The following is a 22122-nucleotide window of genomic DNA, read 5'->3' as shown; positions in this document are numbered from 1 at the left end:
AAGAAAGCCGTTGACAATCGGCGGCGAGGCGCTTAGAAAGCTCCTCCCGTCACGGCGGGGCCATGGTGCTGGCCACCCAGGTGTTCGGCCATCGGGCCGGGGAGGCCGCCGCGCGCTTCTCCCGGGACGTTTCGGAAGGCTTTGCTCCCCGGGAACGCCAGGACTACCTGGAGAACGCCGACGAGCGCTCGCGGGGGCTGGCCTGGCTGGGCCGGGGCCTCACGCGTAACGCCGCGCCGGTGGCGCATTCCGGGGCCAAGAATTTCGCGGCCGAAGTCCGCCGCCGCCTGGACACGGCCCGCGACTGGCGGCTACGCCTGGGTCTGGAGGCCGCGCTGGGCGTCCTGTCCGGCACGGCGTCGCCTGAAATGCCCGGATAGCCCGTTCAGGCCGACATGACCCGCTGGCGCGGGCAAGGGGCTGGGACAGAACGGTCGGGTCCCGACTCAGCATGAGCATGGACCATGCGCCGCGTCACTGGACGTGCGCCTTTGTTCGCGCATCCCGGGCAGCGTCCGGCCCTCGATGCATCAATCCTGGATGGGCGCTGCGTTGCGTCGGCGCGGGATGGCCACGGTGAAGGTGGTCCCTTCTCCGGGCACGGAAGAGGCTGTGAGCTTCCCCTTGTGGATGTTCGTCACGATGAAGAAGGAGATGGACAGGCCAAGGCCGGTGCCCGCGCCGGGTCTCTTGGTGCTGAAAAAGGGCTCGAAGATCCTCTCGGCGGTCCCGCCGGGTATGCCCGGGCCGTTGTCGGTGAAGGAGGCGTAGACGTGCTCGGCGTCGTGCCAGGTGCGCACGACGATTTCGGGCTCCCTGGTGTCGTCGGGCTGATCCATCAGGACCGACACGGCGTTGCGCAGGATGTTGGTGAACACCTGGTCGATCTGTTGCCCGGCGCAGGGCGCGTCGGGCTCCCCGGCGTGGGATTCCACGCGGATGCTGATGGGCCTGGCCGTGCCCGTCAGGTCCAGGCCGAACTCGGAGCGCACGTGCGCCACGGCCTGGCGCGCCAGATCGCCCAGCGCATGCGTTTCAAGCCTGGTTTCGCCGCCCCGGGCGAAGGCCAGCATGGTCCGCACGATGGAGGCAGCCCGGGAGATGGCCTCCCGGACGTCCCGGAACATGGCGTGAACGCCGCGCTGGGTCAGGTAGGCGTCCAGGGCTCCCATGTCCAGGCCCGCGGCTTCGGCGGCCCGCTCGTTGGCCGCCACGCCCGGCTGCAGGCGCAGGGCGGCCAGTTGCACCGACTGGGTGACGATGCTCAGGGGATTGTTGATTTCATGGGCCACGCCCGCCGCGAGGCTGCCCATGAGCATCATCTTGTCGGCCTGGCGCTTGATGCTTTCGAGCCGCACCCTGTCGGTCACGTCGTCCACGCGCACCACAGCTCCGTCCACGCAGTTGGTCACCAGGGGATAGACCATGATGTCCAGGAAGCGGTTGTCGCCCTCGCGGTCCATCTCCTGACGCACGGGCAGTTCGGGCTGGCGCTGGTAGATCACGCGGGAGATCATCTCCGGGGAGACGTCGAGATCCGGGAAGAGGTCCTGGAGCGGGCGTCCCAGGGCATCCTCCCCGGCGATGCCTGCCGAGGAGGCGGCGTTGGCGTTGATGCGGGTGAGGCGCATCTCCTTGTCCACGCAGACCAGCAGCGAGGGCATGGAGTCGATGATGTTGCTGATGGAGCGGTTGGCCTTGGCCAGCTCCTGCTCGGCCTGGACGCGCTGGGCGATTTCCTGTTCGAGTTCCCTGTTGGCCTTTGAAAGATCCGCCGTGCGCGAGGCCACGACGTCTTCGAGCATCCGCAGGTGTTCGCGCAGATCGTCCTGGGCCTCCTTGCGCAGGACGGCCTCGTCCTGCGCGCACTGGAAGGAGGCTTCCAGCGCCCTGCCCAGCTGGTAGGATTCGGCGAGGCTCAGCCTCTCGATGGTCCCGCGTTCGCCCAGGCGCATCCGCTCGGCCAGCCCGGCCAGCGAGGAGAACTCCGAGGCGATGCGGCGGCTCAGGAAGTAGGCCAGCCCCATGGCCAGCAGGCCCACGACCGCCGAAAAAACCAGGGCGGTAAGCGCCCACCTGCGCACCGCGCCCGAGAGTTCGCTGCGGGGCATGCTCACGGCCACCATCCAGCCGATGCGCTCCGACCGGCAGAAGCTCGTGGTCAGCGGCGTCCCGTCCAGCGCGTTGATGTCCAGGGTGATTTCGTCGTGCTTGAAGAGCCACTCCAGGTCAACGCCCACCGAGAGGGGCTGGCCCACGAAGCGGTCCATGTCGCTGGTGCGGGCGATCACCCTGCCTTCGGCGCTGATGATTGCGCCGATCCACCCCGGGGGCAGCTTCAGCTCCTCCATGATCCGCACGAAGCGGTCAGCCGGGAAGGTCATGCCCAGGTCGTAGGCCACGCCGGTCCCCAGCCAGACCGGGATGTCCATGCCGATGAGGTGGCGTCCCGTCACGGCGCCCTTGAAGGGGCCGGAGATGTGAGGCCGACCGGTCTCGAAAAGGGCCTTGAGCATGGACGCGTTCTTGCGCTTGGGCAGTGGCGTCCCGTAGGCGAGATAGCTGTTGACCAACTGCTGGCCGGACTCTTCCGCCAGGATGATGTCGGCGCCCTCGAACTCCTCGGCCAGGGTAGAGGCCTGGCGATGGAAGGCCTTGAAATCCTTGTTCTCAAGGGCCGGTGACGTGGCGAGAGCCCCCAGCGAGGCTTCCACGCCCACCAGCTTGAATTCCGCAGCCTGGCGCACGGCCTGGGCCAGATCCTGCGTGCGGCTCGTCAGTTCGGCATACTTGGTGTTGAACAGGTAATACGCGATGCAGGCATACCCCAGCCAGATGGGGATCATGCAGGTGAGCGCGGCGGCGAACAGGCGCGACTGAAGACTTGGACGCTTGGGCATACGGCTCTTTTTTAAACACTCTATCCAGTAAGCGAAGAAAGAGTCAATACATACAGCTGCATCATGATTGTCATGCGTCACCAGTATTCTGGATAGCGCCGCCCAGGGGCCAGGTTGTTGGCGACGAGCGCTGCCGCCAGCATGACCAGCACCCCGGAGAGTACGGGGAAGAGCACGAAAAGATAGCCAAGATCGAAGATCTTCTGCCCTCCAGAAACCGCTATGAGCGCCGTGGCCCCGCCCGGCGGATGCAGCGTGCCAGTGGCGTGCATGAGCGCAATGGCCGCTGACACGGCCAGGGCGAAGCAGAGCCAGCCCGGCGCGAACGCCCGCCGGGCTTCCCGGCAACCGCCGGATCAGGCCAAACGCCGGGCCAGCTCCAGGGCCTCGCGGAAGCTGCCAAGATCCGCCGTGTCGCGGCCCACCAGGTCGTAGCCGGTGCCGTGGTCCACGGAGGTGCGCACGTAGGGCAGCCCGAGTGTCACGTTGACGGCCTCGCCGAAGTGCACGAGCTTCAAGGGGCCAAGACCCTGGTCGTGGTACATGGCCAGCACGGCCGGGAACTCGCCCTCGTAGGCGCGGCGGAACACCGTGTCCGCCGGGAACGGCCCGGCCGACTCCACCCCGGCGGCCCGGGCGCGCTCCATGGCCGGAACGATCACCCTGCCCTCCTCGTCGCCGATGCGCCCGGACTCCCCGGCGTGGGGGTTGAGCCCGCACACGGCCACCGGCCCCGAAAGCCCAAGCCGACGCACGAAATCGGAGGTGAGCCTGAGGCAGCGCTCCACCTTTTCCGGCGTGACCAGCCCGGGAACCCGGGACAGGGGGGGATGCGTGGTCACCAGGCTCACGCGCAGCCTCGGCCCGCAGAGGTGCATGCACATGCCCTCGGCCCCCACGCCCGCGCGCTCGGCCAGGAATTCCGTATGCCCGGGGAAGTCGAATCCGGCCTGGTGGAGCCCGGCCTTGTTGAGGGGGCAGGTCACCAGGGCGTCGGCCCGCCCGGCCAGGAGCAACGCGCTCGCCAACTCCAGGGAGAGCCCGGCCGCCCGGCCGCCCTCGGCGGTGAGCGTCCCGGGGCGCGGCGCGAAATCCCCGAGCCCTGCCGGTTCCAGCAGGTGCACGCCAGGCCCGGGACGCACGGGCATGCCCTCCGGGAGCCTGGCCCACGGTGCGTCCAGGCCCAGGCGCGAGGCATGAAGTTCAAGTGACGCTTGAGGTCCTACAATCACGAGAGCGTCGTCCACGGGCGGGGACGCGGCCAGCCAGCGGCAGACCAGCTCAGGGCCCAGCCCGTTGGGATCGCCCAGGGTGACAAGGAAGACGCGGGGCCGGGGCGGGAAGGAGGACGCAGCGGAGGTGGTCATGACGTTGAAGCCTTGAGGGGTTTGCGGCGTCGCTTGGCCGTCGGGGGTCACAGGGGCTGAAGGTAAAGCGCGCCCAGGGGCGGCAGGGTGAGTTCCAGGCGGCAGGGCCACAGGCCGTGCGGGGATTCGACGGCCCGCACGCCAGGGCCGTTGCCCACGCCGGAGCCGCCGAAGCGTTGCGCGTCGGAGGTGAACGCCTCGGCCCAGAAGCCGGGATGACGGCAGCCCAGCAGGTAGCGCTCGCGCACCACGGGGGTGAAGTTGAACACGCACAGAAGCTGCGATCCGTCGCGGGCCTTGCGCAGGAAGCTCAGCACCGAGGAGGCGTGGTCGGAGAGGTCCACCCACTCGAAGCCGCCCCACTCGTTGTCCAGCTCGTGCAGGGCCGGATGGGCGGCCAGCAGGGCGTTCAACTCCCGCACCAGATCCATGAGCCCCCGGTGCTCGGGAGAGTCCGTGAGCGCCCAGTCCAGGGGCTCGCGGGAGGTCCACTCGCGCCACTGGCCGAACTCGCCGCCCATGAAGAGCAGCTTCTTGCCCGGATGCGCCCACATGTAAGCCAGGAAGGCGCGCAGGTTGGCGAAACGCTGCCAGCGGTCCCCGGGCATCTTGGAGAGGAGCGCGCCCTTGCCGTGGGTCACCTCGTCGTGGGAGAGCGGCAGGATGAAGTTCTCGTGGAAGGCGTAGAGCATGGAGAACGTCAGATCGTTCTGGTGGTGGGCGCGGTGGAGGGGGTCACGCGCGAAATAGGCCAGGGTGTCGTTCATCCAGCCCATGTTCCACTTGAAGGTGAAGCCCAGGCCCCCGTCGTGGACCGGGCGCGAGACCCCGGGCCAGGCCGTGGACTCCTCGGCGGCCGTCACCGCCCCCGGGTAGCGCTGGTGCACCACGGCGTTGAGCTCGCGCAGGAAGTCGATGGCTTCCAGGTTCTCCTTGCCGCCGTGCACGTTGGGGGCCCACTGGCCGTCCTGCCGGGAGTAGTCCAGGTAGAGCATGGAGGCCACGGCGTCGATGCGCAGGCCGTCCAGGTGGTATTCCTCCAGCCAGTAGAGGGCGTTGGCGAACAGAAAATTGCGCACCTCGTGCCGGGCGTAGTTGAAGACGAAGGTGCCCCAGTCGGGGTGCTCGCCCCGGCGCGGGTCTTCGTGTTCGTAGAGGGCCGTGCCGTCGAAGCGTCCCAGGCACCAGTCGTCCTTGGGGAAGTGGCCGGGCACCCAGTCCAGCAGCACGGCCAGCCCCGCCTGGTGGCAGCGGTCCACGAAGCGCTTGAAATCCTCGGGCGGGCCGAAGCGGGCGGTGGGGGCGTAGTAGTGGCCTGTCTGGTAGCCCCAGGACTCGTCCAGAGGATGCTCGGCCACGGGCATGAGCTGGAGGTGCGTGAAGCCCAGGTCCGCCGCGTAGGGGATCAGCTGGTCGGCCAGTTCGCGGTAGGAGAGGAAGTCGCCGTAGGCGGAGCCTTTCCAGCGCCAGGAGCCCGGATGGACTTCGTAGACGCTCACGGGGCGCTCCAGGGGCAGGCCCTGCCCGGCGCGATGCGCCATCCACGCGCCGTCGCCCCAGTCGTAGGCGGGCAGTCCCCAGGCCACGGAGGCCGTGCCGGGGCGCATCTCGGCGCGGGTGGCGTAGGGGTCGGTCTTGAGCCTGGCGTGTCCGTCGGCCCCGCGCACGGCGTACTTGTAGTGCTGGCCCCGGACGACGCCGGGCACGAACCCGGCCCACACGCCCGACACCCCTACGGGATGCAGGGGATGGGCCTGGACGCTCCAGCCGTTGAAATCGCCCGCCACCGCAACGCCCTGCGCCGATGGCGCCCAGACGGCGAAGCGGAAGCCCTCGCGCCCGAGCCGGACGTGGGGGTGCGCTCCCAGGACGCGGTAGATGTGCCAGTGTCGCCCCTGGCCGAAAAGGTGCAGATCGAAGGGTTCGATGTGGACGGGTTCGCTCAGGGTGCGCTCCCCGTGGGATCAGACGTGAACGCCCAGTTCGGAGTAGACCTCCAGGTAGCGCGCCCCGGCGCGCTCCCAGGAGAAGTCCGCCTGCATGGCCCGGCGCATGATGCCCGTCCACTCCGCAGGGCGCTGGTAGACCTCCACGGCCTGGAGGATGCTCTCCAGGAACGACTCGGCCGTGGCCTCGGGGAAGGTGAAGCCCGTGCACTCGGGATGGGGATAGGGCACGATGGTGTCCGAGAGGCCGCCCAGGTTGGTGGCCACGGGGGGCGTGCCGAAGCGCAGGGCGTAGATCTGCGTGAGGCCGCAGGGCTCGTAGCGCGAGGGCATGAGGAAGATGTCCGAGGCGGCCTGGATGCGGTGGGCCAGGTCCTCCGTGTAGCCGACGCGCACGTGGAGTCTGGCGGGATAGGCCTCCATCATCTCCATGAGCTGGGCCTCGAACTCCAGGTTGCCCTCGCCAAGAACCACCACGCCCAGGTTTTTCTCCATCAGGCGGGGCAGGATGTCGATGAGCAGGTCCACGCCCTTCTGCCGCCTCAGGCGTCCGATGAATCCCAGCAGGGGGCGCTTCAGGAGCGAGGGGTCCATGTCCATCTCGTCCAGGAGGTGCTGCTTGCAGTTGCGCTTGTTGGCGAAGTCGTCCGCCGAGTAGGTGCAGGGCAGGTAGCGGTCGCTGCCGGGGTCCCACACGGAGTAGTCGGCGCCGTTCAAGATGCCGCGCAGGTTGGGGCGGCGCTTGGAGAGGATGCCCTCCAGGCCGCAGCCGAACGCGGGGGTGAGGATCTCGTTGGCGTAGGTGGGGCTCACGGCCGAGACCAGATCGGCATAGGCGATGCCCGCCTTGAGCAGGTTGAAATCGCCCCAGAACTCCACGCCGTCCATGTGCCAGGCCTCGGGGGGCAGCCCGGATTCCTTGAACAGGCGCGAGGCGAAGCGCCCCTGGAAGGCCAGGTTGTGGATGGTGAGCATGGTGCGGGTGTCGCGCCAGAAGGGGTCGGTGCGCCGCAGAAAGTGCATGTAGGCGGGGAGAAGGCCCGCCTGCCAGTCGTGCACGTGGATGAGCCGGGGGGCCATGTCCATGCGCCGGGACCACTCCAGGCAGGCGCGGCAGAAGAAGATGAAGCGCTCGCAGTTGTCGAAATAATCGCCTTCGTGGGTGTTGTAGTAGAATCGACGGTCGAAGTATTCGCCGCGCTGGATGAAGTAGACCGGCAGGCCGTGGTAGTCCGCCATGTAGATTTCGGCCGTGATGGGGGCCCATGGATAGCCCACGGGGCAACGCGAGGAGATCAGGCGCAGCTTGAACTCGCCGGTGCTCAGGCGGCCGTAGAACGGCGTGATCACGCAAACGTCCAGGCCCATGCGGCGAAGCGTCAGGGGCAGCGCCCCCAGCACGTCGCCCAGGCCCCCCGTCTTGGAAAACGGGTAGATTTCGGAGGCTACGAAGACGACCTTGTGATGAAATGGCATCCTTTTCCCCATCCGTCCTTTCGGATTCCTAGCACGCAGCTTTCCGAAAGGCGTTACGATCGGGTGAACTCACGATCCTTCGTCCGATTTCGTCCCCGCGTTGAGCCGTCCCACGCCCCTGGCGAAGTCCTCCAGGATCAGCGCGTGGTCGAAACACAGGGGGGCGGGCAGCGCGTTCAGCGGGAAAACAGCGGCGCGCTTGGCGTCGTCGCCCGCCCCGAGCCGGGCCATGTCCTCAGGCAGCGCCGTGAACACCACACTCAGGGTGTGCTGGCGGGGGTCGCGCGACGGGTCCGAATAGACGCCCAGGAGTCCCGTGAGCTCAACGTCCAGCCCGGTTTCCTCCCTGGCCTCGCGCACGGCGGCGCGCTCCACGCTTTCCCCGTAGTCCACGAAGCCGCCGGGCAGCGCCCAGCCGTGGGGCTCGTTGAGGCGCTCGATGAGCACCACTTTGCCTCCGGGGCAATGGATGATAATGTCGACCGTGGGCGTAGGGTTGCGGAAAGCCTTCAGGGGCTGTCCGCAGGTCTCGCAGGTTCGGGGGGGGGTTGTGTCCACGTATGTTGACGCCGGTCTCCCCTCGCGTTGATCAGGCGATCCGGCCGGGTGCGGGGAGTGTTGGCCCGGTCGGCGTGCTCGAAAGACACACTCAGGATGCTAGCTATACCGGGAACCACAGTGCCTGACAAGGTGATTCTCATTCATAACGGAGCATTGGGCGACTTCCTTTTGGCGTGGCCCACGGCATGGGCCGTGGCCAGGGCTTTTGCCGGGAAACGGCTGGCCTGGGCCGGGTCGCGCGAGCGCCTGCACTGGCTGTCGCCCCTGGGCTACGCGCCCTGCACCCCGGAGGAGCGCAGGCTCCTGGACCGGCTCCACGGAGCCGACTCCTGGCCTGAAGCCCTGGAGGGAGCCCTGGTGTTCTGGCCCGTGATCCGGCGCATCCCCGATGTGCCGCCCTCCCCCGCCTGCCGGTTCCTGCGCGCCGTGCAGGGCGTCCGCAACGTGCGCGACGCCTACGCCGCCGATCTGGCCCAGTCCGGCCTGCCCACCCCAAGGGGGTGGCTGGAGGATTTCCGGCGTCTCTTCGCATCCGTGCGAAATCCCGGCCGCAGGGTGCTCCTCTTCCCCGGCGCGGGGCATCCCCTGAAGCAGTGGCCCCTGGTTCAATTTTTTCAACTGGCCGACGCGCTGCCCGGCGAGGGTTTCATCCCCCTCTTCGTGCTGGGGCCTGCCGAACGGGAAGAGGGCATGGACCTGGGCGGACGCCCCTTCGCGGCACCGGAGAGTCTGGAAGCCCTGGAGGCGCTGCTCCTGGAGGCAGGGGCCGTTGTCGGCGGCGACACCGGCCCCATGCACCTGGCCGGGATGCTGGGCGTGCCGGGAGTCTCTCTCTTCGGGCCTACGCGCTTCGGCCAGTGGGGGCCTCCGGGCATGGTCGAGGTCCGTGCGACCCTGCCCTGCGCCCCCTGCACGCCGGACTGCTCCGACCTGCGCTGCGCCGCACCCGCCTGCATGGAGGGCATCGCCGTCCGGGACGTCCTCGTCGGCCTGCGGCAGGCCGTGCCCCAAAAGAGAAGCGGCTTTCAAGGCCCTGGTATTCCTTGAAAGCCGCTTCAGCGAAAGGAGAAAGATGAATACTATCTAGCAAGGAGCGGGCCAACACGCGTAAACGTCGGAAAATAATATCATCACACTGAAATCATTAAGTTTAATTATCAGTCCCGTCCCCCATGCCGCCCAGGCAGTGGTAAAAAAACTTGAACAGAACCTTTCGGGACAGGCCCCAGAGCCCTTTGCCGGTATAAACTTTTCAACCGTGGCGCTCCAAACGGTAGCCTTCGGCCTCCAGCAGCGCGGCGTCCACCGCCCCGTCCCGGAATAGGACCAGCTTGCCGTCTCCAGCGGGGCACACCACCGTGGAGGGCATCCCGCCCGCCGGCTCGGGCGTGCCCTGGAACACATAGTCCGCCCCAAGGCAGACCGCCGGGGAGAGGCCGCCCACCTCGTTCACCGCCGGGTCGCCCGAGACGTTGGCGCTGGTGGCCGCCAGGGGCGATCCGGCCATCAGGCACAGGGCCTGGGCCTCGGCGTTGGGCGTGAAGCGCACCGAAACGAACCCCCGGGCGTCTTTGATCTGCGGGGGCAGTTCGGCCCGGGCGGGCACGATGATCGAGAGCGGCCCCGGCCAGAAACGCTCCATGAGAGCCCGGGCCGCCCCGTAGCCCGCCCAGGAGGAACCCTCGGGCGAGAGCACCCCCTCCAACTGGGACATGGCCCCGATGATCACCGGCAGAGGCTTTGAGCGGGGCCTGCACTTGATGGCGTTCACGCGTTCCAGGGCCTTTGCGCTTCCCACGCAGGCCCCGAGGGCGTAAAAGGTCTCCGTGGGATAGACGATGCAGCCGCCACCGGCCAGGGCCGCCGCCGCGCGCTCCAGCTGGGTGATCCGTGAACGTTCAACTTCCTCAGGGGCCATGACGGATACCTCCCTCCACATCCAGGGGTTCTTCCCCGGCTTCGATCCCAAGGACCTGGGCCGGCTTGCCGGACCCCTGCCCACCTGGGCGTTCTCCACCCAAAGCCCGTGGCAGCAATGGGGACTGGCCGAAGCCATAGTGCGAGGCGCCCCCGGCGATCAAGTGCTTCTGCGAGCCGCGGCCGGCCTGCTTTCCTGGGCCTGGCAGGAAAGGCCCCTGGACGCCCCGGTCCTGGCCATGCTCCTCACCCTCGATTCCCAGCTGGATTTCCTGGCCCCGGGGATGCGCAGCCACCTCCAGGACCTGCGCAAACGCCTGCGCCCCCTCGCCCCAAACCCCGCATGGCAGGAGCTCGCCGCCAGCGGCGACGATTCGGCCAAGGCCCGCTTCCTGGAACAGGCCGCCGCCACCCCCCAGGGCCCCGCCTGGATCAGCGAGGCCTGGACCGACCTCGTGGCCCTGGAAGACCGCGAGAGCGCCCTGCGCATCCTGCGCGCCGCCGCCCTGCCCCGGGAACTGGAACAGCGGCTCGCCCTGGAACTGCTCCACCACCACGGCCAGGACGAGCCCCTCCCCGAAGGCCCCTCGCGCCACGCGCCCTGGCTCCTCCATCTTGAGGCGCGCCGTCGCCTGCGCGGGGGCGACCGCCCCGGAGCAGCCCGCATCCTGCGCGCCCTCCTGGACGCCATGCCCTGGCATGCCAACCTGCTGCTCGCCGCCCACGACGCCGCCCTGCTCCCGCCCGACGGCCCCCTGCCCGGCGCGCGCGCCGCCATCCTGGTCTACTCCTGGAACAAGGCCGACCTCACCGCCCAGACCCTGGAGAGCGCCTTCGCCTCCCGCATCGGGGACAACCCCGTCTTCGTCCTGGACAACGGCTCCACCGACGACACGCCCCAGACCCTGCGCAACCTCCAGGACCGCTACGGACGCGACCGGCTCACCGTGGTCACCCTGCCCGTGAACGTCGGCGCGCCCGGCGCGCGCAACTGGCTGCTCTCGCTGCCCGAGGTGCGCGCCTGCCGCTACGCCGCCTTCCTCGACGACGACGTGCTCCTCCCCGCCGACTGGCTCTCCAGACTGCTCCACGCCGCCGCCAGGCATCCCGAATGCGCCACCGTGGGCTGCTCCATCCGCGACCACGCCCACCCCCACAGGCTCCAGTCCGCCGACTACCACCTGCTCCACCGCCTCCCCGGCGAACAGGGAAAGGAACCCGGCGAACGCCTGCGCGTCTTCAACAACTGCACCGGCACGCTGGACTCGGGACTCTTCGGCTACGAACGGCCCTGCCTCTCCGTCTCCGGGTGCTGCCACCTGCTCGACCTCTCCACCCTGGACTCCGTGGGGCTCTTCGACGTGCGCTTCAACCCCACGCAGTTCGACGACCTCGACCGCGACATCCGCGCCTTCCTCTCAGGCAAACCCTGCCTCTACGCCGGCTCGCTCCACATCGACCACGTGCAGCGCTCCAGCATGAGGCAAGCCTCCTCCAACGCCCAGGTCGCCCACATCCTCGGCAACAAGATCAAGCTGGAAGCAAAGTACGACGACAAGGAGATCGACGGCCTCGTCACCGCCAACCTCCAGATGGCCTGGAACGACCTGCTCGCCAAACAGGCCGCTCTGCGGCAAAGCGCCTGAGCCGAACTGCCGCCGCGAGGCTCCCCGGACGTAACAGGCGCGGTTGTGGCGGGGTGGCAGGTGCGGTCGGAGGAAGAAGCCTCCGGCGGCCAGGGCTCCGCCCTGGACCCACTGGGGGGATGATCCCCCCAGACCCCGCAATTGCTTCGCGGGCTTCACCGGGTAGGCCGGTGTGTCCGGGGTCTGTCCGCTCCTGCGCGCGCACCTCTCGGCGCATCGATTGGGAGCCTGTCCCGGCCTGACGGTCTATTTGACGATCCAGCGGTCGAAAGTCTCGGAGATTTCTTCCGGGGAGAGGGAGGGGGCGTCGTACATGCCTTTGGCCATGCGTTGGCGAAAGGCTTCGTAAAGCACGACGGCGGCGGCCACGGAGACGTTGAGGCTTTGCACCATGCCCTGCATGGGGATGTAGACGTGGTCGGTGACGAGATCCTGGAGTTCTCCGGCCACGCCGTCGTGCTCGTTGCCCAGGATGACGGCGGTGGGGAGCGTCATGTCCCATTCGTGGAGGGGCTTGGCGTTGCCGCCGAAACCGGTGGAGAGCACCTGGAGGTTGCGTTCGCGCAGGGAGCCCACGAGGTCCTTGGCGGAGCGGTGCCGGACGAGTTCCACCCATTTCTTGGCCGAGGCGGAGCTTTTGTGCCCCAGTTGCGGAAAGGGGGTGTCGGTGTAGAGCAGGTGGGCCTGGCCGACCCCGAAGGCGTCGCAACTGCGCAGCACGGCGGAGACGTTGTGGGGGTCGTGGATGTTGTTGAGGACGATGGTCAGGTCGTTCTGGCGGCGGGCCAGCACGTCGAGGATGCGCTGTTTGCGGTTGTCGGTGCGTTCTCTCATGGGGAAGTCCTGTGGGGGGGATGGCCGCATGCGTGCGGCGAGGAAGGCTTTGGGCCACATTTCGGGAGAAGTAAACCCCCCGGAAGGAATGGTCCCACGCGCCCCCATGGATCATTTTGACCCAACCGCGCCAGGAATTGGTTCATAATTTCACCACCACACAACACCTTGAAATCACGTCATTTCAATGATGCGTGGCGAACGCGCCCGTTCTTGAAGCCCCCCCCTTCCCTTCCAGAGAGAACCGATCCTGCGACTGGCACCACCATTGCCGCCTCACATCAACTTGTAATAACTGATTAAAATGATTTGGACCGCTCCTTGCTTAAGGAACTTGATGCGAGTGGCTATGCTACGCGCAGCATAATGCCACGATCACGACCCAACGGGTTGAGATTGATGACTCTTGTCACACATGTCAGAATGTATCATAGGGGTCACAAGAGGTCTTCATGAGTCGTGCAGAGAACGATTCAATTGCTTTCACTCCTTCGTTGCAACGCATGACAATCTCCGTAGAACCCATCTCTTGAACAACATCCCGACACTGTAAGAGACTTATTTTCGAAACATGCAATCTACAAGATCAAAGCCGCGCCACGAATTATGCCAAAAAAGATACATATCAAGCCAGGCACAATAAATCCGCGCCGCCGCGCCCGGGGCGCGACAGAGCCCAGGGACTGCGGAAAGGGGGCCCAGCGATGCGCATGATGAAGGGAATGAGGGCCATTCCGGTCCACGAGGCTGTGGGCACGGTGCTCGGGCACGACATCACCCGGATCGTGCCGGGCGAGAGCAAGGGCACGGCCTTCCGCAAGGGCCACGTGATCACCCGGGAGGACATCCCGGGGCTGCTCACCGTGGGCAAGGAGCACATCTACGTCTTCGACCTCCAGCAGGGCTTCGTCCACGAGGACGACGCGGCCATGCGCCTGGCCACCGCGGCAGCAGGCCGGGGCATCGATCTCTCGGAGCCCCGCGAGGGCAAGGTGACGCTACGCGCCAGCGCTCCGGGGCTTCTCAGGATCGACGTGGAGCGCCTGACGCGCCTCAACGCCATCCGGGACATGGTGTTCGCCACGCTGCACTCCAACCAGCGTGTGGAAATGGGCCAGCCCGTGGCGGGCACGCGCGTGGTGCCTCTGGTGATCGAGGACGAAAAGCTCTGCCGCGCGGAGCTGGTGCTGGAGGACGGCCCCATCGTGGAGGTGCTGCCCTTGCGCGCGGCGCGGGTGGGCATGGTCACCACGGGCAACGAGGTGTTCAGCGGACGCGTCAAGGACGGCTTCGGCCCGGTGGTGCGCCGCAAGTTCGAGTCGCTGGGCAGCCGGGTGTTCCGGCAGGTGGTGGTCAACGACGAAATCGGCATGTGCGTGGGGGCCATCCGCGGACTACTGGCCGAGGGGGCGGACATGATCGTGGTCACGGGCGGCATGTCCGTGGACCCCGACGACCAGACCCCGGCCAGCATCCGCGAGGCGGGCGGACGCGTGATCGCCTACGGCGCGCCCGTCCTGCCCGGGGCCATGTTCATGCTGGCCACCATCGGCGACGTGCCGGTGCTCGGGCTGCCCGGGTGCGTGATGTACCACAAGGCCAGCATTTTCGACCTGGTGGTCCCCAGGCTTCTGGCGGGCCAGTCCGTGGGCGCGCTGGACATCGCGGCCATGGGGCACGGCGGGCTCTGCCTGGGCTGCCCCGAGTGCCGCCATCCGGCGTGTCCGTTCGGCAAGGGCGCATGATCCCGGCGCGAAAACCGGGACTTTTCCATCAAGACGGCAACCGATCCGACGAAGGAGGCAGGGAATGATCAAGCGGAGTCTCGTCATCAACGGCAAACCCCAGACCGTGGTCGCGGACCAGGAAGAGACCCTGGCCAACGTGCTGCGCAAGCAGCTCAAGCTCACCGGCACCAAGGTGGGCTGCGGCGAAGGCCAGTGCGGCGCGTGCAACGTGATCGTGAACGGCAAGCTCACGCGCTCCTGCGTGACCAAGTTCAAGCGCGTGGCCGACGGCGCGGGAATCTGGACCATCGAGGGCATCGGCCAGCCCGGCAACCTGCACCCGCTCCAGTTGGCCTGGATGGTGCACGGCGGCGCGCAGTGCGGCTTCTGCTCCCCCGGCTTCATCGTCTCCGCCAAGGCCCTGTTGGACGCCACCCCCAACCCCACCCGCACCGAAGTGCGCGACTGGTTCCAGAAGAACCGCAACGCCTGCCGCTGCACCGGCTACAAGCCCCTGGTGGACGCCGTGATGGACGCCGCCAAGGTGCTCAACGGCAAGCTCAAGGCCTCCGACCTGGCCTTCAAGCTGCCCGCCGACGGCCGCATCTGGGGCACCAACTTCCCCCGCCCCACCGCCGAGGCCAAGGTGACCGGCACCTGCGACTACGGCGCGGACCTGGGCGTGAAGATGCCCGAGGACACGCTGCAGCTGGCCCTGGTGCAGGCCAAGGTGTCCCACGCCAAGATCAAGTCCATCGACACCTCCGAGGCCCTGAAGATGCCCGGCGTGCACAGCGTGGTTACCCACAAGGACGTGAAGGGCAAGAACCGCATCACGGGCCTGATCACCTTCCCCACCAACAAGGGCGACGGCTGGGACCGCCCCATCCTCTGCGACGAGAAGGTGTTCCAGTACGGCGATGCCATCGCCATCGTCTGCGCGGACACCGAGAAGAACGCCAAGGCGTCGGCCGAAAAAGTGAAGGTGGAACTTGAAGAACTGCCGGCCTACATGAGCGCCCCGGCGGCCATGGCCGACGACGCCATCGAGATCCACCCCGGCACCCCCAACATCTACTTCATCCAGAAGATCGCCAAGGGCGAAGAGACCAAGCCCATCTTCGACAAGGCCGACGTGGTGGTGGAAGACGACTTCTACGTGGGCCGCCAGCCCCACATGCCCATCGAGCCCGACGTAGGCTTCGCCTACCTCGACGACGAAGGAAAGCTGGTGATCCACTCCAAGTCCATCGGCCTGCACCTGCACCTGTACATGATCGCCCCGGGCCTGGGCGTTGAGCCCGACAAGATGGTCATGGTGCAAAACCCCACCGGCGGCACCTTCGGCTACAAGTTCAGCCCCACCATGGAAGCCCTGGTGGGCGCGGCAGCCCTGGCCACCGGACGCCCCGTGTTCCTCTGCTACGACTACCACCAGCAGCAGACCTACACCGGCAAGCGCTCGCCCTTCTTCGTCAACGTGCGCTACGCCGCCGACAAGTCGGGCAAGCTCCTGGCCATGGAATCCGACTGGAGCGTGGACCACGGCCCCTACTCCGAGTTCGGCGACCTGCTCACCCTGCGCGGCGCGCAGTTCATCGGCTCGGGCTACAACATCCCCAACATCCGGGGCGAAGGCCGCACCGTGTGCACCAACCACGCCTGGGGCTCGGCCTTCCGCGCCTACGGTTCGCCCCAGAGCGAGTTCTCCTCCGAAGTGCTCATGGACGAGCTGGCCGAAAAACTCGGCATGGACCCCCTGGAGCTGCGCTACCTCAACTGCTACCGCAAGGGCGACAAGACCCCCACGGGGCAGGACCCCGAGGTCTACAGCCTGCCCGAGATGATCGACATCCTGCGGCCCAGGTACAAGGCCGCTCTGGAGAAGGCCAGGAAGAACTCCGACGCCAAGGTCAAGCGCGGCGTGGGCATCGCACTGGGCGTCTACGGCGCGGGCCTCGACGGCCCCGACTCCTCCGAGGCCCACGTGGAGCTGAACCCCGACGGAACCGTCACCGTCTTCAACTGCTGGGAAGACCACGGCCAGGGCGCGGACATGGGCACCCTCGGCACCGCCCACGAGGCCCTGCTGCCCCTGGGCATCAGGCCCGACCAGATCCGCCTGGTGATGAACGACACCAGCAAAGCCCCCAACTCCGGCCCGGCCGGAGGAAGCCGCTCCCAGGTGATGGTGGGCAAGGCCATCGTGGCGGGCTGCGAAATGCTCATCGAGGCCATGCGCAAGCCCGGCGGCGGCTTCCGCACCTACGACGAGATGGCGGCCGAGAAGATCCCCACCAAGGTCACCGGCAAGTGGACCGCCCCCGCCACCCACTGCGACGAGAACGGCCAGGGCAACCCCTTCAGCTGCTACATGTACGGCCTCTTCCTGGCCGAAGTGGCCGTGGAGCTGGAGACCGGCAACGTGAAGGTGGAAAAGATGACCCTCGTCTCCGACATCGGCGCCATCTGCAACAAGCTCGTGGTGGACGGCCAGATGTACGGCGGCCTGGCCCAGGGCATCGGCCTGGCCCTCACGGAGGACTTCGAGGACATCAAGAAGCACTCCACCATGGTGGGCGCAGGCTTCCCCTACGCCAACCAGATCCCCGACGATATGGAACTGATCTACGTGGAGACCCCGCGCGAGCATGGTCCCCACGGCGCGTCCGGCGTGGGCGAGCTGCCGCTCACCTGCCCCCACGCGGCCGTGATCAACGCCATCCACAACGCCTGCGGCGTGCGCATCACCAAGCTCCCGGCCCTGCCGGAAAAGGTGCTGGCGGGCCTCAAGGCCAAACAGTAACGTGAGCGCGCCGGCCGACGGACCGGCGCGACCGCTCACACCAGCGAGGGAGCGGGCGCTGTGGGGGCCCGCTCCCTCCCCCTTGGAAGGCCCATGGAACAAAACGACCTCAGAGAATGGGAACGCCGCTGCATCCAGGAGGAACAGCCCGCCTGCCAGGCCGCCTGCCCCCTCCATGTGGACGTGCGCGCCTTCATGGAGCGCATGCGCGCGGGCGACCCCGACGGCGCGCGCAAGGTACTGGACAGGACCATGCCCCTGCCCGGCATCCTGGCCCGCATCTGCGACCACCCCTGCGAGAGCGTCTGCATCCGTCGAGACGCGGGCGGCGCGCTGGCCGTGGGCGAACTGGAACGCGCCTGCATCCGGCTGGCCAGGCCCTCCCCGAAGCCCCTGGCCCTGCCCGGCAAGGGCAAGCGCGCCGTCGTGGCCGGGGAAGGCCTCGCCGCCCTGGTCTGCGCCTGGGACCTGGCGCGCAAGGGCCATTCCGTAACGCTCTTCTGCCCTGAACCGGCCCCCGGCGGCCGCCTGCGCAGGCTGCCTCCCCACATCCTGCCACCCGAGGCCCTGGTGCGCGAAGTCGAGCGTCTGCGCGCCCTTGGGGTGGACCTGCGCCCGGGTGAGGCCTGGCAAGTCGGCCTCGCGCCCGATTTCGACGCCGCTTTCGTGGAGCACGGCCAGCCCGGCTGCCCGGAGCGCCGCGATGAGGTCGACGCCGTGACTCTCGCGGCCGGGACCCCGGGCGTCTTCCACGGCGGATGGCCAGGGACGGGAGACGTTGTCTCCCCCATGGCCGAGGCCGCCGACGGCCGCCGCGCCGCCGCCTCCATGGACCGTTTCATGGCCGGGGCGTCCCTCACCGCCGAGCGCGACCGGGAGGGGGCCTGCGCTACGCGTCTCTTCACCTCCCTGGAAGGCGTGGAGACCCAGCCCCGCAGAGAACCGGACGACGCCAACGGTTACCCGGACGCGTCCCGGGCATCCGCCGAAGCCGCGCGCTGCCTGCTCTGCCAGTGCATGGAGTGCGTGAAGCGCTGCGCCTACCTGGAGCGCCACAAGGGCTACCCCAAGAAGTACGCCCGCCAGATCTACAACAACGCGGCCATCGTGCAGGGCGTGCACCAGGCCAACCGCATGGTCAACTCGTGCAGCCTCTGCGGGCTGTGCGCCTCGGTGTGCCCCGAGGGTTTCTCCATGGCCGAGTTGTGCCTCACGGCCAGGCGCGACATGGTGGAGCGCGGCAAGATGCCTCCCTCGGTCCACGAGTTCGCCCTGGAGGACATGGCCTTCAACAACGGCCCGGCCTTCGCCCTGTCCCGCCACGAGCCGGGGCGCTCCCAAAGCGCCCACCTCTTCTTCCCTGGCTGCCAGCTGGCCGCTTCCCGCCCTGGCCACGTGGAGAGCGCCTACGCCTTCCTGCGCGACCGCATGGAGGGCGGCGTGGGGCTCCTGCTGGGCTGCTGCGGCGCGCCCGCCCTGTGGTCCGGCCGGGAGGAGCTGTTCCGGGACTCCCTGCGCGCCCTCGAAGAACAGTGGGATGCCCTGGGCCGCCCGCGCGTCATCACGGCCTGCGCCTCGTGCCTTTCGCTCCTTGGAGAGCACGCGCCCGGCCTGGGGGCGGTCTCGCTCTGGGAGGTGCTGGAAGCCGCCCCGCTGCCCGCACTCTCGGGCGCGCGCCCGGACGGCCCCGTGGCCGTGCACGATCCCTGCGCCCTGCGCCACGCTCCGGGCGTGCGCGGGGCCGTGCGCGCCGTTCTCGCCCGGCTGGGCGTGCCCTTCGAGGAGCTGCCCCGGGGCGGCGAGCGCACCGAGTGCTGCGGCTACGGCGGGCTCATGGCCGAGGCCGACCCCGAACTGGCCCGGGAGGTCACGGCCCGCCAGGCTGCCCAGAGCCCCCTGGACTACGCAGCCTCCTGCGCCATGTGCCGCGACAGGCTGGCCCGCCAGGGCAAGCGGACCTGGCACGCCCTGGACTTCGTGTTCCCCGGCCCCCTCCATGCCCCCGAAGCCGCCGGGCCGGGCCTCTCGGATCGCCAGGAGTCGCGCGCGCGCCTGAAAGACGCCCTGCTGCGCGACGTGTGGGGCGATATCCCCGGTGAGGACGCGCCGCAAGGCCCGGCCCTGCTCCTCGGCCCCGAGGCCGCCGCGCTCCTGGAGGACCGGCGCATCCTGCGCGAAGACCTGCGCGCCGTGCTCGCCCACGCCCGGGCATCGGGCGCGTTCTTCACCGACCGCTCCACGGGTCTTTCACTGGCCTGCCTGCGCCCGCGCCGCGTCACCTTCTGGGCGCTGTACTCCCCGCACGGAGAGGGGTTCGAGGTCCGCCGCGCCTGGAGCCACCGCATGGAGGTCCCCCCGGCGGCGGCCGGAGAGGCGGGCAAGGGCTCGGCCGAACTGGTCTACCTGCCGGAAGCGGGCGACTGGGCCTGCTCCTGCGGGGAGCCCCTCGCGCCGCGTCCCGTGGACGTGTCCTACCTGGGCAGCGGATTCCGCATCACGCTCCTGGCCTGCCCTTCCTGCGGGGCGGCGCTGGTGCCCGAGAGCCTGGCCACGGGCAAGATGGCCCAGGTGGAAGCCCTCCTGGAGGACAAATAGCGTGGGCGCACCCAGGCTCTTCGAGCGCGAGGACTTCCTGCTCGCCGCCGGGCCTGCCCTGCGCCCCGGCGGAACGACCCTGACCGCCCTGGCCCTGGAGCACTGCCGCCTGCCCGAAGACGCCCTGGTGGCGGACATCGGCTGCGGGCGCGGCGCGTCCCTGGCGCTGCTGGAGGGCAAGGGGTTTCGCTCCGTGGGCATCGACCCCTCGGCCTCGCTCCTCTGCCAGGCCCGGCGATCGGCCCCCGAGGCGCGGCTGGTCCTGGGACGCGCCGAGGCCCTGCCGCTCAAGACAGGCCGCTTCGCCGCCGCTTTCTGCGAATGCGTGCTCTCCCTGGCCGAAGACCCGGCCCGCGCCCTTGGGGAGATCAGGCGAATCCTGGACGCCGGGGGGTTCCTGGCGCTCTCCGACCTCTACCTGCGCGCCCCACGGGCCGACGGGGCCAGTACGCCCCAAGGCTGCGCCTCGGGGGCCGTGGCGCGCCAGACCCTGGAGGAACGCCTGCGCCAGGCCGGGTTCACCGTGCTGGTCTTCGTGGACCACAGCCGTCTGCTGGCCGAACTGGCCGGAAGGCTCCTCTTCGCGGGACTCTCCGCCGAAGACCTGGGCCTGGTCGGCCCCTGCCGGGGCAGGCCCGGCTACTGCCTGTGCATCGCCCAACGGGAGGACTAGATGAGCCGCTACCTCATGGACATCCTGCCCCTGGCCGCCAGGGGCTACTGTTGCAGCCAGATTCTGGGGCTCCTGGCCCTCTGCGCCCAGGACGCCGAGAATCCCGGCCTGGTGCGCGCCCTGGGGGGCCTGTGCCACGGCATGGGCCAGTGCGGCCGCACGTGCGGCGTGCTCACGGGCGGGGCCTGCGTCCTCTCCCTGTATCTTGGCCGGGGCGCGGACCACGAAACCGCCTCGGACAAGGCCGATCTGGCCGTCTCGGAGTTCGTGGAATGGTTCGAGGAGCGCACCGCCCCCTTCGGCGGAACGTCCTGTGCGGAGATCCTGGGCGAGTGCGCCGACGCCAAGCCCGACATGAGCCGCTGCGCCGAGATCATCGGCGACGCCTGGGGACGCATCCTGGAAATCCTCACGGAGCAGGGCGTGGATCCGGCGCAGCCCAGGGAGTGAGCGTGCTTCAACAGTCCGCTCCGCCCGACCCGGCCGACACCTGGAGCCTCTGCCCCGTCTGCCTGAAGCGCCTGCCCGCCCGCAGGACGGCGCGGGGCGACGCCGTGTTCCTGGAGCGCACCTGCCCGGACCACGGCCTCTTCCGCGTGCCCGTGTGGGTCGGAGAGCCCGCCCTGTTCTCCTGGCGGCGTCCCAAGACGCCCTCGCCCCCCAACCCCGGGGGCGAATCCGGACGCGGCTGCCCTTACGATTGCGGACTCTGCGCCGCCCACTCCCAGCACACCTGCACAGCCCTGGTGGAGGTGACCGGGCGTTGCGACCTGTGCTGCCCGGTCTGCTTCGCCGACTCGGGCCACGGCGCGCCGCCCGACCCTTCCCCGGAAGCCCTGCGCCGCCGCCTGGGCGCGCTGCGCCTCCAGGCCGGGGCGTGCAATCTCCAGCTCTCCGGCGGCGAACCCACCGTGCGCGACGATCTCCCCGAGATCGTCGCCGCAGCGCGGGTGGCGGGTTTCGCCTTCGTGCAACTCAACACCAACGGCCTGCGCCTGGCCCGCGAGCCGGATTACGCCGCGCGCCTGGCCTTGGCAGGTCTGGCCTCGGTGTTCCTCCAGTTCGACGGTTCCGACGCAGCCTGCGCCGCCCTGCGGGGCCGCGCGCTCCTCTCGGAGAAGCTCGCGGCGGTGGAGGCCTGCGCCCGGGCCGGGCTTGGGGTGGTGCTCGTGCCCACTGTGGCGCGCGGGGTCAACGAAGGGGAGTTGGGGGCGATCCTCAACCTGGCCCTGTCCCTGGCGCCCGGGGTTCGCGGGGTGCACTTCCAGCCCATGGCCGCCTTCGGACGCCGCCCCGGCAAGCCCGGGGAACGCGGCCTGCACGGCCCCACCCTGCCGGAGACGCTCCAACTCCTCGTGGCGCAATCCGAGGGGCTCGTGCGCGCGGAGCACTTCCACCCGCCAGGATGCGAGCATGCCATGTGCTCCTTCTCGGGCGCGTTCCTGCGCGATGGCCACGGGCTCAAACCCCTGGGGGACGCGGCGGGAGGCTGCTGCCCGGAGCCGTCGCCGCACGTCCCGACGGCCCTGGAGGGCGCAACGGCCTCCCGGGCCTTCACCGCGCGCCAGTGGGCCGCGCCGCCGCCCGCTCCAGCCCCCGGACTTGCCGCCGACGACTTCGACCGCTTCCTGGCGCAAGCCGGGACTCCCAACCGCTTCAGCATCTCCTGCATGG

Annotated in this window: 16 protein-coding genes and 1 pseudogene; 9 read left to right on the top strand and 8 right to left on the bottom strand. The window is 68.8% G+C overall.

The genetic code is table 11. From position 1 onward, the window contains the following. Positions 1-62 precede the first annotated feature (62 nt). Positions 63-380: a hypothetical protein gene (locus tag ACV4UX_RS09680; RefSeq protein ID WP_491593097.1), complete on the top strand. Its 318-nt coding sequence runs from the start codon at positions 63-65 to the stop codon at positions 378-380. Positions 381-530: 150 nt separating this feature from the next. On the opposite strand, the gene ACV4UX_RS09675 is transcribed toward ACV4UX_RS09680, so the two are convergent. The 6 genes and pseudogenes from ACV4UX_RS09675 to ACV4UX_RS09650 form a co-directional block, all read right to left on the bottom strand. Continuing rightward, the gene (locus tag ACV4UX_RS09675; protein ID WP_491593096.1) at positions 531-2900 is read right to left on the bottom strand and encodes a sensor histidine kinase; all 2370 of its coding nucleotides are present in this window, start codon (positions 2898-2900) and stop codon (positions 531-533) included. Between the two features lie 77 nt (positions 2901-2977). Further along, positions 2978-3220: pseudogene (locus tag ACV4UX_RS09670) on the bottom strand (HPP family protein); the annotation flags it as partial. A 36-nt stretch (positions 3221-3256) separates the two neighbouring features. Further along, entirely contained in the window at positions 3257-4267 is a 1011-nt protein-coding gene (gene pdxA / locus ACV4UX_RS09665) for a 4-hydroxythreonine-4-phosphate dehydrogenase PdxA (RefSeq protein ID WP_491593095.1), read from the bottom strand. Between the two features lie 47 nt (positions 4268-4314). Continuing rightward, a complete protein-coding gene (gene glgB / locus ACV4UX_RS09660; RefSeq protein ID WP_491593098.1) occupies positions 4315-6213 on the bottom strand; it encodes a 1,4-alpha-glucan branching protein GlgB in 1899 nt (632 codons plus the stop codon). An 18-nt stretch (positions 6214-6231) separates the two neighbouring features. Further along, entirely contained in the window at positions 6232-7689 is a 1458-nt protein-coding gene (glgA, locus tag ACV4UX_RS09655) for a glycogen synthase GlgA (RefSeq protein ID WP_491593094.1), read from the bottom strand. 69 nt (positions 7690-7758) lie between these two features. Further along, complete coding sequence (locus ACV4UX_RS09650; protein WP_491593093.1) at positions 7759-8247, bottom strand: NUDIX domain-containing protein; 489 nt, start codon at positions 8245-8247, stop codon at positions 7759-7761. Between the two features lie 195 nt (positions 8248-8442). Between ACV4UX_RS09650 and ACV4UX_RS09645 the strand changes: the two genes are divergently transcribed. Further along, the gene (locus tag ACV4UX_RS09645) at positions 8443-9297 is read left to right on the top strand and encodes a glycosyltransferase family 9 protein (RefSeq protein WP_491593092.1); all 855 of its coding nucleotides are present in this window, start codon (positions 8443-8445) and stop codon (positions 9295-9297) included. Positions 9298-9502: 205 nt separating this feature from the next. On the opposite strand, the gene ACV4UX_RS09640 is transcribed toward ACV4UX_RS09645, so the two are convergent. Then, positions 9503-10168 (bottom strand): L-threonylcarbamoyladenylate synthase, encoded by a 666-nt coding sequence (locus ACV4UX_RS09640; RefSeq protein ID WP_491593091.1) that lies wholly within the window; start codon positions 10166-10168, stop codon positions 9503-9505. Between ACV4UX_RS09640 and ACV4UX_RS09635 the strand changes: the two genes are divergently transcribed. Then, the gene (locus ACV4UX_RS09635) at positions 10167-11813 is read left to right on the top strand and encodes a glycosyltransferase family 2 protein (RefSeq protein ID WP_491593090.1); all 1647 of its coding nucleotides are present in this window, start codon (positions 10167-10169) and stop codon (positions 11811-11813) included. The two genes, ACV4UX_RS09640 and ACV4UX_RS09635, sit on opposite strands and share 2 nt — an antisense overlap. A 246-nt stretch (positions 11814-12059) precedes the next feature. Here the strand turns inward: ACV4UX_RS09635 and ACV4UX_RS09630 are convergent, their stop codons facing one another. Beyond that, entirely contained in the window at positions 12060-12647 is a 588-nt protein-coding gene (locus ACV4UX_RS09630) for a TrmH family RNA methyltransferase (RefSeq protein WP_491593089.1), read from the bottom strand. A gap of 722 nt (positions 12648-13369) precedes the next feature. On the opposite strand from ACV4UX_RS09630, the gene ACV4UX_RS09625 reads away from it, so the two are divergent. From ACV4UX_RS09625 to trsS, 6 genes are all read left to right on the top strand, one after another. Beyond that, positions 13370-14392 carry a molybdopterin-binding protein gene (locus tag ACV4UX_RS09625; protein ID WP_491593088.1) on the top strand — a complete coding sequence of 341 codons (1023 nt, stop codon included), beginning with the start codon at positions 13370-13372 and terminating at the stop codon, positions 14390-14392. Between the two features lie 64 nt (positions 14393-14456). Then, complete coding sequence (locus ACV4UX_RS09620) at positions 14457-17180, top strand: molybdopterin-dependent aldehyde oxidoreductase (RefSeq protein WP_491593087.1); 2724 nt, start codon at positions 14457-14459, stop codon at positions 17178-17180. A gap of 93 nt (positions 17181-17273) precedes the next feature. After that, positions 17274-19775, top strand: a complete 2502-nt coding sequence (locus ACV4UX_RS09615) for a pyridine nucleotide-disulfide oxidoreductase/dicluster-binding protein (protein WP_491593086.1) — start codon at positions 17274-17276, stop codon at positions 19773-19775. A gap of 1 nt (position 19776) precedes the next feature. Further along, positions 19777-20448: a DVU_1556 family methyltransferase gene (trsM, locus tag ACV4UX_RS09610; RefSeq protein WP_491593085.1), complete on the top strand. Its 672-nt coding sequence runs from the start codon at positions 19777-19779 to the stop codon at positions 20446-20448. Then, positions 20449-20898 (top strand): DVU_1555 family C-GCAxxG-C-C protein, encoded by a 450-nt coding sequence (locus ACV4UX_RS09605; protein WP_491593084.1) that lies wholly within the window; start codon positions 20449-20451, stop codon positions 20896-20898. 2 nt (positions 20899-20900) lie between these two features. Further along, positions 20901-22122: radical SAM (seleno)protein TrsS (gene trsS, locus ACV4UX_RS09600; protein ID WP_491593083.1), on the top strand; the 1222-nt coding region annotated here is incomplete at its 3' end.

Source organism: Fundidesulfovibrio sp. (genome assembly GCF_058402725.1).
Note: the sequence above shows the minus strand (reverse complement) of the source record. Positions and strands in the feature narration are given on the sequence as shown.

What these genes read in the sequence shown, in the direction of transcription:
- pdxA (WP_491593095.1), bottom strand. Translation starts at nt 4,267, where the DNA reads ATGACCACCTCCGCTGCGTCCTCCTTCCCGCCCCGGCCCCGCGTCTTC.
- ACV4UX_RS09680 (WP_491593097.1), top strand. Translation starts at nt 63, where the DNA reads ATGGTGCTGGCCACCCAGGTGTTCGGCCATCGGGCCGGGGAGGCCGCC.
- ACV4UX_RS09620 (WP_491593087.1), top strand. Translation starts at nt 14,457, where the DNA reads ATGATCAAGCGGAGTCTCGTCATCAACGGCAAACCCCAGACCGTGGTC.
- ACV4UX_RS09675 (WP_491593096.1), bottom strand. Translation starts at nt 2,900, where the DNA reads ATGCCCAAGCGTCCAAGTCTTCAGTCGCGCCTGTTCGCCGCCGCGCTC.
- ACV4UX_RS09615 (WP_491593086.1), top strand. Translation starts at nt 17,274, where the DNA reads ATGGAACAAAACGACCTCAGAGAATGGGAACGCCGCTGCATCCAGGAG.
- ACV4UX_RS09635 (WP_491593090.1), top strand. Translation starts at nt 10,167, where the DNA reads ATGACGGATACCTCCCTCCACATCCAGGGGTTCTTCCCCGGCTTCGAT.
- ACV4UX_RS09630 (WP_491593089.1), bottom strand. Translation starts at nt 12,647, where the DNA reads ATGAGAGAACGCACCGACAACCGCAAACAGCGCATCCTCGACGTGCTG.
- ACV4UX_RS09625 (WP_491593088.1), top strand. Translation starts at nt 13,370, where the DNA reads ATGAGGGCCATTCCGGTCCACGAGGCTGTGGGCACGGTGCTCGGGCAC.
- ACV4UX_RS09640 (WP_491593091.1), bottom strand. Translation starts at nt 10,168, where the DNA reads ATGGCCCCTGAGGAAGTTGAACGTTCACGGATCACCCAGCTGGAGCGC.
- ACV4UX_RS09605 (WP_491593084.1), top strand. Translation starts at nt 20,449, where the DNA reads ATGAGCCGCTACCTCATGGACATCCTGCCCCTGGCCGCCAGGGGCTAC.
- glgA (WP_491593094.1), bottom strand. Translation starts at nt 7,689, where the DNA reads ATGCCATTTCATCACAAGGTCGTCTTCGTAGCCTCCGAAATCTACCCG.